Here is a 13,982-nt window from a genome sequence, read left to right as displayed (position 1 = left end):
AACTTTAATTAGGCCAATCACGTAGAGTTTTACTACCCGCAAAAAAAGCGCTAATCTCAAAATGAGATTAGCGCTTTTTTCTATTCCAAAACCAATTACTTATTATAATCCCCGTTAACCCGCCGCACGTATCAAGCAATGAATCTTGCCACATTGGTGTACGGTCTCCCGTATACCATTGGTGAATTTCATCAAATGTTGCATAACCCGCAACGAAAAGAAGGGCATATATAAAACATCTTTTCCTCGAATGACCTGATCGATGAAAAGCGTAATAAATCAATGAACCTAGCATAAAGAACACCATAAAATGAGCACCTTTACGAAGGAAAAACTCAATAAATCCGCCTACACCTTTATTCGCAATACTAACAGGGGTTCCTCCACCATAATCGATAGATACCCATGAAAAATGCTCTTTCACAAATTCAACATTTACATATTGTTCAATATCTGAACGCATATCCTGCTTTTTATATGGTTGTGCCGAAGAATAGAAAATCAGCCCCATCCATAGTAATACAGGAATCCAAAATAACCATTTACGATTCATTATCCAGAATTCTCCTCTCTTAATCTTTTAAGGGTACCAAAAAAAAGAAAAAATTTCACGCCAAAACATGACATTTGCATCCTATTTATAAAGTGAAAGGAGGTGATACACATGGCAATTGAAACAATCGTAATGGATTTAACTTTACGTCTTGTCTTAAACAACGGATTAGATAAGAACGGCAAAACAGTTTTCAAGAGCAAACAATTTAAACGTGTTAAAACAAATGCGAGCTTAGATCAAGTACACAATGTAGCTCATGCTCTAGCTTCCTTACAAGCATCACCGCTTCACGCTGTACAACTTGTAAGCACATCAGATCTTTCTAAACTATAAAGTAAAACTCGGATCAGTGGGGATTTTATTCATCCCCGCTGATTATTAGCCCGCAATTTAAACGGCAGACCCAAATCCCGTAAATAGCGGGATAAATACAAAGGAGGGAATAACACATGCAAGTACTAGAGTTGATTTTCGCGAAGGAAGATGGAAAAACAGTCGTTTTTTCTATCGATACGCCCATCACACCAATCGATGCACAAGTCGTAAATCAAGTAATGGATACAATCCTTGCCTCATCTGTATTTTCATCCATTGATGAAAATACAAGAAAAAAGGGAGCTCGCCTTGTAGAAAAAAATGTATCTGAAGTTCCCATTACTCTATAAAATGAAAAAGACGAATCTGCATCATTTTGCAGATTCGTCTTTTTTCTTCGGCATTTCAATCGGGATAAAAATCTTTGAAAAACCGACGCATACGTACTTATAATGTTCTTCACCTATATCAAACTCAGTCGTATATGTTGAGAAGAATATATAATCATTTCGCTTCGTATAATGATCAATTAATAACCCAACTTGTGGCTCAACATACTTTTTGGCTAACTTTTTACCGGCCGATGCCAAGTCGCCAAGAAGACCCTCTTCATTCTCTTTTTGAACTTCATCTAGCTTCTTACTCACATCATTACGCTTCATAAACTGCTTCGCTGCCCATTCTGTATATTCTCCCTTACTCGGATTACTGTTTGCTAAATATACTAGGAGAACGACAACTAAAGCCATAATAATATACTTTTTCTTCATACTATATCACCGCCTACTCTTTTCTATTTTCATATATATGTACAAGCGATGCAAATTAGAAAGACTATCACCTATTGATTGTAAACGAATAGCCAAAATTTACAATATGAAATAGAATATTAACAGTAAATTTACTTAATTTATATATAATTATATTCGGAATGAAAATTATAAGGGAGGCTATAGAATTATGGATAATGAAAACAACATTTTTATTTCTAGTTCTACAATGATGCTTGAACCATGTAAACACCCTTATTACCGTACAAAAATTATCGACAGTAGCGGAAACCATCTTTACTCCTGTCAAACTGCTCTCCAACTTATACAGAAATCTTGTCTAACAAATATTCATTCTACTTATCAAGGGAGACGTAATGCTGTAAAAACAAAATTTAAATTCAAACAAAACGTTCCAATTCCGATCAATCATAGAGAATATATTTGTGCTTTCCCAACAGAATCTCCTGCTTCTCCAAATTGTATTTGGCTTTTCTTCAAACATGTTCATACAATAGAGTTTTTCAAAAAAGCTAAACGAGCTAAAATTCATTTTTCAAACGGAGCTACCGTAACGATACAAATTAGTTCCCATAAGCTAAGTCAGCAATTATGGAAAGCTGGATATGTATTATCCCAAATGAACATGCAAGATTCATCACCTTAATAACAAATAGAATGGAAGGTAGTATTTCCTCACCTTCCATTCTATTTGCTATTTTTATCCTTTTACACTATCGCGCATTTTCTCGAGTGCTTGCCGATACATCCACCTTACTTGATAATATGTCATTTCCGTCTCTAAAGCGATTTCTCCCATCGTCTTCCCTACAAAAAAACGTTCAAAAATAATATACTTCTCCTTCTCGTCTAACACACTCATAAAATCCTTCACTCTTATTTCAACATCTTCAAAATGAAAGATTTCCTCATACTCACCTACACATACACATCTTTCTTGCAAAGTAGATTCTTTCTTCAATCTTTCTAATATATAACCACGCACCGTTACAAGTGCATATGCAGGGAAATACCCCTTCTTTGCATCAAATCTTTCATACGCATGCCAAAGACCAATTAAACCACATTGATAATACTCTTCATAATCTTGACGAATACCTAATTTCTTTATTTGATTTACAATCATCCCTTCATACAAAACAACTGCCTCTTTAAAAGTGGCTGGCTTCACACAGTACCCGTTTCTAAAAGGTATACCTTTCTAGTATTCCGCGGTACCTTCACAATATAAAAATAAAGAAAAGATTTCACTGTGAGTAATTTCAAATACTACCGACGGAATTTGAAATTACACCAGCTAGTATTTGAAATTTTGTTGGTGGTATTTGAAATAGGGGTAAAAATAAAAAAAGGTGACTCTTGAAAGAGCCACCTTTCTATTTTATTTCTTTATTGGAACATACCTTGTAAAGCGCCCATTCCAAGAGTTAAAACAAAGAAAACAATAGTAATAATTGTTGCCTGCTTTTTAGTTAAACCTGCTGTAATTTGAAGACCTAGCCATGTAACTGCATATCCCCAAATTGTAAACACTTCAAATTTACTTACAATGCCTTTTACAACACCACTACTTGAAGCAAAAATTGGCTCTAGGCCAGTGTACATTTCTTGACCTGATCCACCTAAAATATATGCTAAAATCGTATTTATTAATAAACCTAGTAATGAAATAACACTTGAATATACAGTAATCGCTAATAATTTTTTATAAGAAGTATCATTGCTTATAAATACCATTAACACTTTATACACCACGGCACTAAGTAGAAAGACAAATGCCATACTAATAGCAATTACCCCAAATCCCATACCATATGTCATTGCAGCTGAAACAGTAACACCTAATTCCTTATTAAGCTTAATTGCTTCAGGTGTTAGAGAATATACATAAGCAGCAAATCCCCCAACAAGCCCAGCTATTAAAACAAGTAACCAAAATGCACCCCAAACTGCATTACTCGTCTTCATTCTCTCAAACTGCTCACTTGGAGAAGTAATCATTCCTAATAATGATGGCTTCTTCGCACCTACATCTTGCGTATTAATATTAGCTTCCATTATAACGCCTCCTTCTATTTATATAACCCGTTCTAACGGGCGGTTCACTTCCTCATATAGAGGCTACGAACCGCCCACTAGAACGGTAATGTGTAGTTCTACTACACTATTAATTACTCATAACGCAATGCTTCAATTGGATCTAATTTCGCAGCTTTATTTGCTGGAATTAATCCGAAAATAATACCGAGTGTCATCGAGAACAGTACGCCTCCAACGACAACTTCCCACGAAACGAGCGGTGGCCATTTTGCGAATGTAGAAACGATATATGCTCCGCCATACCCAAGACCAATTCCGATTAAACCACCTAAAAGTGTTAACATAACAGCTTCAATTAAAAACTGTAATAAAATTTTACTACGCGTTGCTCCAAGCGCTTTACGTATCCCAATTTCGCGCGTACGCTCCGTTACAGATACGAGCATGATATTCATAACACCAATACCACCAACGACTAATGAAATACCAGCGATACCACCGATAATCATCGTCATGATGCTAGTTACTTTAGAAACATTTTCTTGGAGTTCTTTTAAATTCACCAGTTCATATTTACCTGGGATTTCACTTGGCTTACGACTATTTAATACATCAACAGCTCGTTTCCCTGCTGCTTCTAAATTGTCTACATTTTTAGCTTGAATTGCGATATTTTGAATATCATCTGTCCCATATAAAACAGGCCATAACGTAAGAGGAATTAACGCTTCTTCCATTTCAAATCCCATAAATTCATTATCTGATGTATACACACCAATAATTTGCATTGGCTGTCCCTTCATCTCAATAATTTGTCCAACTGGGTTTACGTCCTTAAATAACGTTTCCTCTGTTTTTGTGCTAATCATCACAACGTTATTCGCGTGAGAAATATCTGATTCATTTAAGGAGCGGCCCTTTACAACCTTTACTTTATTAACCGCAAAATATTCATTATCAAGTCCAATAACATTCAGCCTTGCTTTTTTATCATTTACATCAAGTGTCTCTGTTGTCGAATTTGTTGTAATAACGTGTGAAACATCTTTCACTTGTTTTACTTCCAAAATATCCTCTTCCGTTAACTTCGGTATTTCAAATCCACCTATAGCAAATTCATCATTAATATCTGCTTTAAATTGAATTGGCATAAGGTTATTACCACCAGAACCTGCGAATTTTGATTTCAACATCGCTTCCCCGCCTTGCCCAATTGCAACGACAGTAATAATTGAACCTACCCCGATAATAATACCGAGCATCGTAAGAGCTGAACGCAGTTTATGAGCTAAAATAGAAGATAAGGCAATTTTTATACTATCTAGTAAACTCATACCGCACACCTTCTATCTTCTGTAACTTTCCCGTCTCGCAGTACAATGCGGCGGGAAGAATACGCTGCCACTTCCTCTTCATGCGTAACCATAACAATCGTCGTACCTTCTGCATTAAGCTTCGTGAAAATATTCATAACTTGCTCACCAGACTTCGTATCAAGTGCACCAGTCGGTTCATCGGCCATAATAAACGTTGGATTATTTGCAATCGCTCTTGCAATCGCTACACGCTGCTTCTGTCCACCTGATAACTCATTTGGTAAATGATGCACGCGATCTGCCAATCCAACTTTACCTAGCGCCTCCAAAGCACGCTTGCGACGCTCTGCTTTCTTCACGCCACCATATACGAGCGGAAGCTCAACATTTTCCACTGCTGAAAGACGAGGCAGTAAATTAAAATGCTGGAATACAAAGCCAATATATTCATTACGAATTAAAGCAAGCTTTGACTCGTCTGCTGTTAAGATATTCACGTCATTCAGCATATATTCGCCTTCTGTTGGACGATCTAAACAACCGATAATATTCATAAGCGTCGACTTACCAGAGCCAGACGGTCCCATAATCGAAACGAACTCACCGCTCTGAATCGTTAAACTAATACCGTGCAAAATCGGCACTGCCAACTTTCCTTGATAATACGTTTTAGCAATATTATTTAACGTAATCATTTCTCTTTCACTTCCATTCCGTCATACACATCGTCGGAAGGATTTTTAACCACCTTTTGCCCCACTGTTACGCCTTCTACAACCTCTGTCCAGTCCCCATCAGTAGAACCTTTTTTCACATTTTGTTTACGAAGCTTACCTTTATCCTCAACATAAACAAATGCATCATCGCCTTTTGCTACAATGCTCTTACTTGGGACAGCAATCATCTTCTTATTCTCTAAGTTTACTTGCAGAGAAACGTGGTAACCTGGAGATAAACCGTCTTGGCTATCAAGACTTGCTTTATATGTATATTGAGACATATTTTGAGTTGCTTCACCCATGCCGCCAGCTTGCGCCATCTCTGCACTTGTTGGGAACTCACTTACCTCTGTAATCTTACCTGTCCACTTCTTCTTATTATTTGCTTTCGCCGTTACAGTGAATGTTTGATCTTTTTGAATTTGTGACTTCTGAAGCTCAGTTAACGTACCTTGAACTTGGAATGGATCTTTAGAAGCTACTTGTAAAAACGCTTTTCCTTGACCACCTAACGCTTGAGATGAGCTTTGTGCCGCATCTTTATCTAACTTTTGAACAACACCAGCGAAATTACTATAAATCGTAAGCTCTTTCTGCTTTTTACTTAACTCTTCTTTCTGCAACTTTCCTTTTTCTTTCTCAAGGTCAATTGTTTTTTGCCCTATCTCTAACTCATTTACTTGCTCGTCCATCGGATCTGTTACTTCTTTCCCAGCTCCGCTATCTTTCGCCTTCTTAATTTCTTTCTTCAACGAATCAATCTTCTTTTTCCCTTGATCATAACGCATATCTGCCATCTTCTGATCAAGCTCAGCTTGCTTCATTTGAAGATTAATCTCTTCATTATCATAAGAGAATAACTTCGTACCTTTTTCTACCTCTTGCCCTTCTTTTACCTCAATATCTTTCACTTTCCCTTTGGCCGGATCTGCATAGAAGCTTTCAATATTACCAGGCTTCACCTGACCAGAAATTAACTTCGTATTATTCAGCTTACGCTCTGTCACTTTCTCAAAACTTACAGCATCAGCATTTGTTGATGCACCCTTCTTCTTACCTTGCATAACAAAAATATTAATTGCCGCTACAATAACAATTAGTGCAATAACCCCAATAATAATCCATTTCTTCTTCTTGTTTGGAGTACGAACCGTATTTGGTAACATATTCTCGCTCCTTTTTATAACTTAATAGTTTAATATAAAAATTGTATAAAACTTTCTGAAAATAGATTACATATTATTACATTGTTTTTACAAAGTTTTACACATCCATTTATATTGTAACAAAAATTCCAATGATTAGAAATATGACATTATATCTTTTAAGATAGATTTAAGGAAAGATTATATTATATAGAAAAAGCCATCCAAATAATAATTGGATAGCTTTTCAAACAAAATATTACGCTACTTTAGGATCTTTTCTCTCATGTCCACGTTGAACAATAAATAAGAAGATTGTTGATAAAACCGCACCTGTTAATAGTAAGATGAAACAACCATCCCAGCCAGAACTATCAACAATAACACCAATTGCTGCGTTAGCTACAAGACTTCCGCCTACATAACCGAATAGACCACACATACCAACTGTCGTACCTACTGCAAATTTCGGTACTAATTCCATCGCACTTAAACCGATTAAGAACTGTGGTACATAAATTAAACAACCGATAATAGAAACTGCAATACTTACAACAAGTACGCTAGTTGCTTGCCAATATATAAACGTACCAATAACAACTCCAACCATACTAATAATACATAATGGCATACGTTTTCCTTTAAATAATTTATCACTTAAAAAGCCAACGATTAATGAACTTGGAATTGCCATACCTTCAAAGATTGCATATGCCGCATGCGCTTCTGCTTTTGAAAACCCTTTAACTGTCGTTAAATAAAGTGGAACCCAGTTAATAACACCGAAACGAATTAAATAAACAAAAGCATTCGCAATACATAAGAACCATACAAATTTATTTTTCACTACATACTTCATTAAAATTTCTTTTGGTGACATCTTGTTAGCATTATCTGCTTTTTCAAGATTTTCATAGTCATTACGATACTCATCAATTGGAGGAAGACCTTCAGATTCTGGTGTATCCTTCGCGTTGATCCAAACAAGTACTGCAATTACCATTGCGATAATCGCAGGGAAAATAAACACGCCGCCTTGCCAATGATTTTCACCGAAAATACCTACACCAATTCCGACAAGTGGTGGCACAAGCATTCCACCAACGTTATGTGAAATATTCCAAAGGCCTGTTTTCGTACCACGTTCTTTCTTCGAGAACCATTTCGTCATAACAATACTACAAGGTGGTGCTCCCATACCTTGTACAATACCGTTAACAACGAGTAATGTAACAATCATCCCAAATGATGATGCAAAACCGAAACAAATATTTACAAGCCCTGATAAGAATAAACCGACTGCGATAAAGCGCTGGGCGAAAGCTTTATCTGATAAATTACCCATAAAGAACTTACTAAATCCATAAACAATTGCCATTACTGAGCCTAGTAGACCAATTTCAGCTGTACTAAAACCATATTCTTGTACTAAATACGTACTTGATAACGTAAAGTTACTACGAACTAAATAATAAGCAGCATATCCAACTGAAATCCCGATTAACACACGAATACGTAGTAATCGATATACACGATCGATCATATCCGCTGGCAATCTTTCAATTGCAGGTGCTGGCTTGAGCCATTTAAACATATATTTTCGTCTCCTTTTCTCACTTCAGAGAGAGACGCTGTCTATTCCATATCTCGATTATTCCGCTATTTGATATATTTTGGTTCGTCCTTCTAACCGGCTGTCCTTCTATTTCTTTCTCATTCTTCGCAAACATCGTTGGTACGCCAAACGACACTTTTTCTAAAATATGCCCCGCTTCTTCTGATAAACAATAATCAATAAATAAATCCGCAATAATACCACTCGGTGCACGTTTTAGTTTCGAAATCGCATTAACAGATAACCCTGTTTGCTCAGGTTCGTTACTTAAAATCGGAAAGCCTTGTTTTTGAAGCATTCTCTGATCTCCCATAAAGTTGATGCCTATCATATATTCACCGCTCGCAACAAGTTCTGCTGGGATGTAACCATTCACTGTTACTTCTCCAACTTGTTCTGCCAGATTCTTCACATATCCCTTCGCTTCCTCTTCACCTAACGTATCAATCAGTGATTGGAAAAACGTATATGCTGTACCTGAAACATTTGGATCGGGCATGACAATCTTTCCTTTATATATTGGATTCAATAAATCTTTCCATCTTAATGGATACGAGAGACCGAGCGGCGCTATTTCCTCATTCCACCGCTCTTTATTAATCGCAATTGCCAGCTTCTCCACTTCATAACCGTACCAATAACCATCTTTATCTTTAACAGTTTTTGAAATACGATTTGCGTGTTGGCTTATCACAGGAATAGAAAGATTTTTTTGCTTCATCATTTGATGCGCATCTACTGTACCGCCAATAATAATATCCGCCTTCGGATTTCCAGCTTCTTCTTCCACTCTACGAAGAAGTTCTTCTGTTGAAAGACGAATAAATTCATACGTACATCCACGTGGTTTACAAAATGATGAAAGTAACGCTTCACCAACTTCCTCACGAGCCGCCACATACGCAACAATATGACGATCATCCAAAATAGGGAGACCATTTTTACTATATTTAATAGAGGTTGTATCTCGAGAGCAACTAGACATCGCTCCTCCAATTACTAGCAAAAAGAAGAAAAAGGCTATCTTTCTCATGACGCATTCTCCTTTACGAATAACTCTGCTAGAGAGCCTTTCATATACATGACATTCCCGTTATTATCACCGAGATATTGCACAACAAAGTACGATGGATACACAGAAATCGTAAGAATATCTTCACGATCATTCTTTACACGCTTACCTGTTTTATAAGCTGTAATATAAGCAATCGGTTCATTCTGCGATTGTAATAACTTCTGAATCTCTCCGTAATCTGTAATTTGCTTTGCGTATCGAATAGAATCAAGTATGTGCGTAAGATTGATAGTACGTACCACATCGCCTTGACGTACTACGACATCCTTTGCTGAAGCAAAGAAATCACTAATACGCTCTGGCGTGTAATACAGGCTTAATAAATACGTTTGAAGTGCTGAAATCATCGGATCCATGCCATTCTTTCCGTATACATTTTCCCCATACTGGAACAAGTCACCTACTGCAAAAGTACGCTTATGTCCATTCAAGTACGTTACTTCTCCAGTAAATACTTGTTCTTGGCTCTTAACGCCCTCAGGCTCTATTCGAATTCGGTCAAAGAATGAAACAATCGTATGCAAACGAACTTCATCCGTTACAACAATTTCTCCCCACTTTTCATGTCTTACTTTCACTTCAATTGGAAGAGATTCATTCACCCTTTGTAAAACGGCTTGTTTATCATTTACAATGTTAATTCGATTATAGATTTGCTTCTCCATAACATAAAACAAAACAAGAGAAACAATCATACAAATGACAAACATAAGAATTTGAAATGATAGCCTTTTCATTTCTGCCTACCTCCAAGATAAAAAAACGTTGTTTCGAAAATACCGCATAATTGTTTCATAAATGTATCATTTAACCGCTTTCAAGTTTTTTATGTCTTCCATCCTTCTCGGAAGCAAAAATGTAATGAATATTGTAGTACCTATTTCTTCACTACTCTCAATCCGCATGCTTCCGCCCTGCTTATTCATAATCTCCTGACAAATATACAAACCATAACCATTCCCGTAACTAGACGGAAGTGCCTTTCCTTTCGGAGACTCATTCCACTCTGCAAGCACCCCTTCATCTATACCGATCCCATCATCATGAACAAAAACCTTCGCCTCATGCTCATTTACAATTACATTCATACGAATGTGCGAAGCATCACTATACTTAATTGCATTATCAAGCACATTTAAGAAAATTTGCTTCGTCTTATCAAAATCCGCAACAACATGTACATCCGTTAACTCATTTATCACTTCAATTTCAAACTGATTTAGGCGAGGTTTCACAATTGAAACTGCTTCTTCTGCCAATTCCTTTATGTTCACAACTGTAGGAGACACTTCAAACGTACTCGTCCCATATTTCGAAGACTTAAGCAGTTCCTCTACAAGTGATAATAAACGCTCACTTTCCACAGCCACATAACGAAGACTTTCCTGTACATCTTCTTTCGATTGTAACTTCGGAATTAAATCCACATAACCGATAATTGCCGTTAGCGGTGTTTTTAGCTCATGCGTAATGCGGTCTAGGAAATCTTTCTGCTTCTCCTTCTCCTCCTGCAACTGCTTAATATGCAGTTCAATTCCATCAGCCATCGCGTTAAAAGATGCTGAAAGCTGAGCGATTTCCACGTACTCATTTAACTCAATCTTACTCTTATAATCACCATTCGCGAGCCTCTGTGCCATTTGTCTCAACTGATCAATTGGTTTATGAAGAGACTTCGCCAAACGAATCGCAAAGAAAATACCGGTAGCTACTAGGCAAAGAGACGTCATTAAGAAAGTCCAGCTCACATTTGTTAAAACTTCCTTCTCACCCGTTAACTCATTTATAAAACGAATACTTCCAATGACATCGTTTCCATAATAAACCGGGCTTGAAAACAAAAGAATGGGAGCGGGATCCGCCTCCTCAAAAACATAAGACTTCTTCCCCTTCAAAGAACTCTCAATGTCGATGTTACGGTGAAGCAATGCTCCTTTTTGTGTATCTGCAACAACATCGCCATTCTTCCCGATCATCTGCACACGGACATCCATACGCTTCGCTAAATACGACGCAATTAAAAGTGAATTCGGACCAAGCGTATCCACTTCTGCTTCCTTCTCTAAATAATTCATCGTATAAATTTGTGCTTCTACACTTAACTTTTCTAAAGAATCTGCTGCGTTATGATACATATTCTTTTCTAACGTAATATAAACAACTGCATATAAAAGAACAAAAATCGGAATTAACAGCCCAACTATTCCAAACACCATATTTCGTTTTAAAGACATACCATCACCACTTAACAATCCAGTTTATAGCCAACGCCATAAATTGTCTTAATATATTCTCCGCTCGTCCCAAGCTTCTTGCGAAGTCTCTGCACCATAATATCAACTGCTCTCGTATTTCCGATATACTCAAATCCCCATACTTTCTCAAGTAACTCATCCCTCATAAACACACGTTGTGGATTTGAAACAAATAACTGACATAAATTAAACTCTCGGTACGTTAACTGAATCACTTGTCCACTCACATGTACCTTTCTTTCCTTAGGACAAATCACAATCTCTCCAGCCTCAATTACTTCATGACTTACAGCCGCCTCCGTCTTCTTTACACGCCGCGCCATATTCTTAACCCGAAGAATAAGCTCCGCATAATTAAACGGCTTCGTCACATAATCATCAGCACCAAGCTGCAAGCCAAGCAACTTATCATTCATCTGACTCTTTGCCGTTAACATAAGCACCGGAATATCCCTATCCCTCTCACGGAACAAACGAAGCAACTCATACCCATCCGTATCCGGAAGCATAACATCCAAAATCAATACATCTGGCCCTTCATTCCATCTCTCTAAAGCTTCTCTCCCATCAGCCGCTGCCAACACTTCATAACCTTCCATCTCCAACTGCATCCGAATCAAATTACGAATACTCGATTCATCATCAACCACAAGTATTTTCATCATTCTCCTCCTTCCATCATGTATTATAGTACAGTTTAGTATAGCAAAAATCTTATAAAAAAAGAGAGGGTATTGTCGAACATATTTTGTCGACGATACCCTCTCTTTCACTTATTATATTTATTTAGCATATCCATTCGGTTGCTTTTGATGCCAATTCCAAGCATGCTCAATAATTGTTTTCACATTTACATACTTAGGATCCCATCCTAGCTTCTCTTTCGCTTTCTTAGAAGAAGCAACTAAACGTGCTGGATCGCCCGCACGGCGCGGTGCTACCTCAGCAGGAATTTCATGATTTGTAACCTCACGAACTGCATCAACAATTTCTTTTACACTGAAACCATTACCATTTCCTAAGTTATAAAAATCACTCTCTCCGCCGTTCTGCAAGTCTTTAAGCCCTAAGAAATGAGCTGCTACTAAATCTTCAACATGAATATAATCACGGATACAAGTACCATCTGGTGTATTATAATCATCACCAAACATCATAATCTTCTCACGTTGACCTAAAGCTACTTGCAGCACAAGAGGAATTAAATGCGTCTCTGGACGGTGATCTTCCCCAATAATACCATTTGGAGTTGCACCAGCCACGTTAAAGTATCTGAAAATCTTATAACGTAAATTAGAAGCTTCGCTATACCAATGAAGCATCTTCTCGATTGCTAACTTCGTTTCTCCATACGTATTCGTAGGATTTGTCATCGTTTCCTCAGTAATAAGATCCACATCTACCTCACCATACGTTGCCGCAGTAGAAGAGAAAATGAACTTATCTACCTTAAACTCATCCATTACCTCTAATAAACAAAGTGCACCATACACATTGTTATTATAATATTGAAGGGGCTTTTCCATACTAACTCCAACTAAAGAATCAGCTGCAAAATGCATAACTGCCTCAATATTTTCTTGTGTAAAAACATCCCTTAAAAATGATTTATCACGAAGATCGCCATTATAAAACTTCGCGCCTTCCGTAATTGCATCTTCGTGACCAGTTTGTAAGTTATCTACCACTACTACCGATAAACCTTCGTCTACTAATTTTTTCACAGCGTGAGAACCGATGTAGCCAGCTCCGCCACAGATTAAGATTGAATTCATTTTGCCCCTACTTTCTATACATCTAGTCTTGTAAATTAAGAATCATTAACTCTAGTAGATTAAACCATAATCATTTAGCTCAAAACTCTTTATACTTCACTATCCATATAGCCACTTTTATTATTTGATTGCCATCTCCAAGAATCTGCACACATTTCTTCTAATCCACGTTTTGCCTCCCAGCCTAATTCACGCTTTGCTTTCGATGCATCAGCAAAACATACTGCCACATCACCTGGGCGACGCTCTGTAATTTTATAAGGAACTTTCTTGCCCGAAACTTTTTCAAACGCTTCAACCATCTCTAGTACACTATAGCCCATGCCTGTGCCCAGGTTATAAGCATCTACTCCTGTTGTACTCAGTACTTTCTCAAGCGC

Annotated in this window: 17 protein-coding genes; 3 read left to right on the top strand and 14 right to left on the bottom strand. The window is 37.3% G+C overall.

Features of this window, described 5'->3' with window-relative positions:
• Window positions 1-67: 67 nt before the first annotated feature.
• Complete coding sequence (locus HFD78_RS09260; RefSeq protein WP_001080707.1) at window positions 68-553, bottom strand: VanZ family protein; 486 nt, start codon at window positions 551-553, stop codon at window positions 68-70.
• Window positions 554-664: 111 nt separating this feature from the next.
• Between HFD78_RS09260 and HFD78_RS09255 the strand changes: the two genes are divergently transcribed.
• Both HFD78_RS09255 and HFD78_RS09250 read left to right on the top strand, forming a co-directional pair.
• Complete coding sequence (locus tag HFD78_RS09255) at window positions 665-889, top strand: DUF1659 domain-containing protein (RefSeq protein ID WP_000963861.1); 225 nt, start codon at window positions 665-667, stop codon at window positions 887-889.
• A gap of 116 nt (window positions 890-1,005) precedes the next feature.
• Complete coding sequence (locus HFD78_RS09250; RefSeq protein WP_001197593.1) at window positions 1,006-1,221, top strand: DUF2922 domain-containing protein; 216 nt, start codon at window positions 1,006-1,008, stop codon at window positions 1,219-1,221.
• A 21-nt stretch (window positions 1,222-1,242) separates the two neighbouring features.
• Here HFD78_RS09250 and HFD78_RS09245 read toward each other — a convergent pair whose 3' ends face one another.
• On the bottom strand, window positions 1,243-1,641 hold the full coding sequence (locus HFD78_RS09245) for a DUF4359 domain-containing protein (RefSeq protein WP_000731405.1): 399 nt from the start codon (window positions 1,639-1,641) through the stop codon (window positions 1,243-1,245).
• Window positions 1,642-1,831: 190 nt separating this feature from the next.
• On the opposite strand from HFD78_RS09245, the gene HFD78_RS09240 reads away from it, so the two are divergent.
• A complete protein-coding gene (locus HFD78_RS09240) occupies window positions 1,832-2,308 on the top strand; it encodes a competence protein ComK (protein WP_000368313.1) in 477 nt (158 codons plus the stop codon).
• Between the two features lie 54 nt (window positions 2,309-2,362).
• Here HFD78_RS09240 and HFD78_RS09235 read toward each other — a convergent pair whose 3' ends face one another.
• From HFD78_RS09235 to HFD78_RS09180, 12 genes are all read right to left on the bottom strand, one after another.
• A complete protein-coding gene (locus HFD78_RS09235; RefSeq protein WP_033694298.1) occupies window positions 2,363-2,833 on the bottom strand; it encodes a sigma-70 family RNA polymerase sigma factor in 471 nt (156 codons plus the stop codon).
• A gap of 218 nt (window positions 2,834-3,051) precedes the next feature.
• Entirely contained in the window at window positions 3,052-3,720 is a 669-nt protein-coding gene (gene yknW / locus HFD78_RS09230; RefSeq protein WP_044584993.1) for a YknW family membrane protein, read from the bottom strand.
• A 113-nt stretch (window positions 3,721-3,833) separates the two neighbouring features.
• A complete protein-coding gene (locus HFD78_RS09225) occupies window positions 3,834-5,036 on the bottom strand; it encodes an ABC transporter permease (RefSeq protein ID WP_000054354.1) in 1,203 nt (400 codons plus the stop codon).
• Window positions 5,033-5,713 carry an ABC transporter ATP-binding protein gene (locus HFD78_RS09220; protein WP_000631626.1) on the bottom strand — a complete coding sequence of 227 codons (681 nt, stop codon included), beginning with the start codon at window positions 5,711-5,713 and terminating at the stop codon, window positions 5,033-5,035. Before HFD78_RS09220 ends, HFD78_RS09225 begins: the two co-directional genes overlap by 4 nt.
• A complete protein-coding gene (locus tag HFD78_RS09215; protein ID WP_000937316.1) occupies window positions 5,710-6,903 on the bottom strand; it encodes an efflux RND transporter periplasmic adaptor subunit in 1,194 nt (397 codons plus the stop codon). The genes HFD78_RS09220 and HFD78_RS09215 overlap by 4 nt, the downstream gene beginning before the upstream one ends.
• 238 nt (window positions 6,904-7,141) lie before the next feature.
• Complete coding sequence (gene pgtP, locus HFD78_RS09210; RefSeq protein ID WP_000477602.1) at window positions 7,142-8,476, bottom strand: MFS transporter; 1,335 nt, start codon at window positions 8,474-8,476, stop codon at window positions 7,142-7,144.
• Between the two features lie 19 nt (window positions 8,477-8,495).
• Complete coding sequence (locus tag HFD78_RS09205; protein WP_001225639.1) at window positions 8,496-9,530, bottom strand: ABC transporter substrate-binding protein; 1,035 nt, start codon at window positions 9,528-9,530, stop codon at window positions 8,496-8,498.
• Window positions 9,527-10,309, bottom strand: a complete 783-nt coding sequence (locus HFD78_RS09200; RefSeq protein ID WP_000826618.1) for a DUF3919 family protein — start codon at window positions 10,307-10,309, stop codon at window positions 9,527-9,529. The genes HFD78_RS09205 and HFD78_RS09200 overlap by 4 nt, the downstream gene beginning before the upstream one ends.
• Window positions 10,310-10,375: 66 nt before the next feature.
• On the bottom strand, window positions 10,376-11,806 hold the full coding sequence (locus HFD78_RS09195) for a HAMP domain-containing sensor histidine kinase (RefSeq protein WP_070184484.1): 1,431 nt from the start codon (window positions 11,804-11,806) through the stop codon (window positions 10,376-10,378).
• Between the two features lie 11 nt (window positions 11,807-11,817).
• Window positions 11,818-12,489 carry a response regulator transcription factor gene (locus HFD78_RS09190; protein ID WP_098794396.1) on the bottom strand — a complete coding sequence of 224 codons (672 nt, stop codon included), beginning with the start codon at window positions 12,487-12,489 and terminating at the stop codon, window positions 11,818-11,820.
• Window positions 12,490-12,609: 120 nt separating this feature from the next.
• Window positions 12,610-13,602, bottom strand: a complete 993-nt coding sequence (galE, locus tag HFD78_RS09185) for a UDP-glucose 4-epimerase GalE (RefSeq protein ID WP_098794395.1) — start codon at window positions 13,600-13,602, stop codon at window positions 12,610-12,612.
• An 89-nt stretch (window positions 13,603-13,691) separates the two neighbouring features.
• On the bottom strand, window positions 13,692-13,982 hold a 291-nt coding region (locus tag HFD78_RS09180), incomplete at its 5' end, for a GDP-mannose 4,6-dehydratase (protein WP_191968065.1).

The sequence above is a fragment of the Bacillus sp. EKM501B genome, from assembly GCF_011800505.1.
Classification (GTDB): domain Bacteria; phylum Bacillota; class Bacilli; order Bacillales; family Bacillaceae_G; genus Bacillus_A; species Bacillus_A cereus.
Note: the sequence above shows the minus strand (reverse complement) of the source record. Positions and strands in the feature narration are given on the sequence as shown.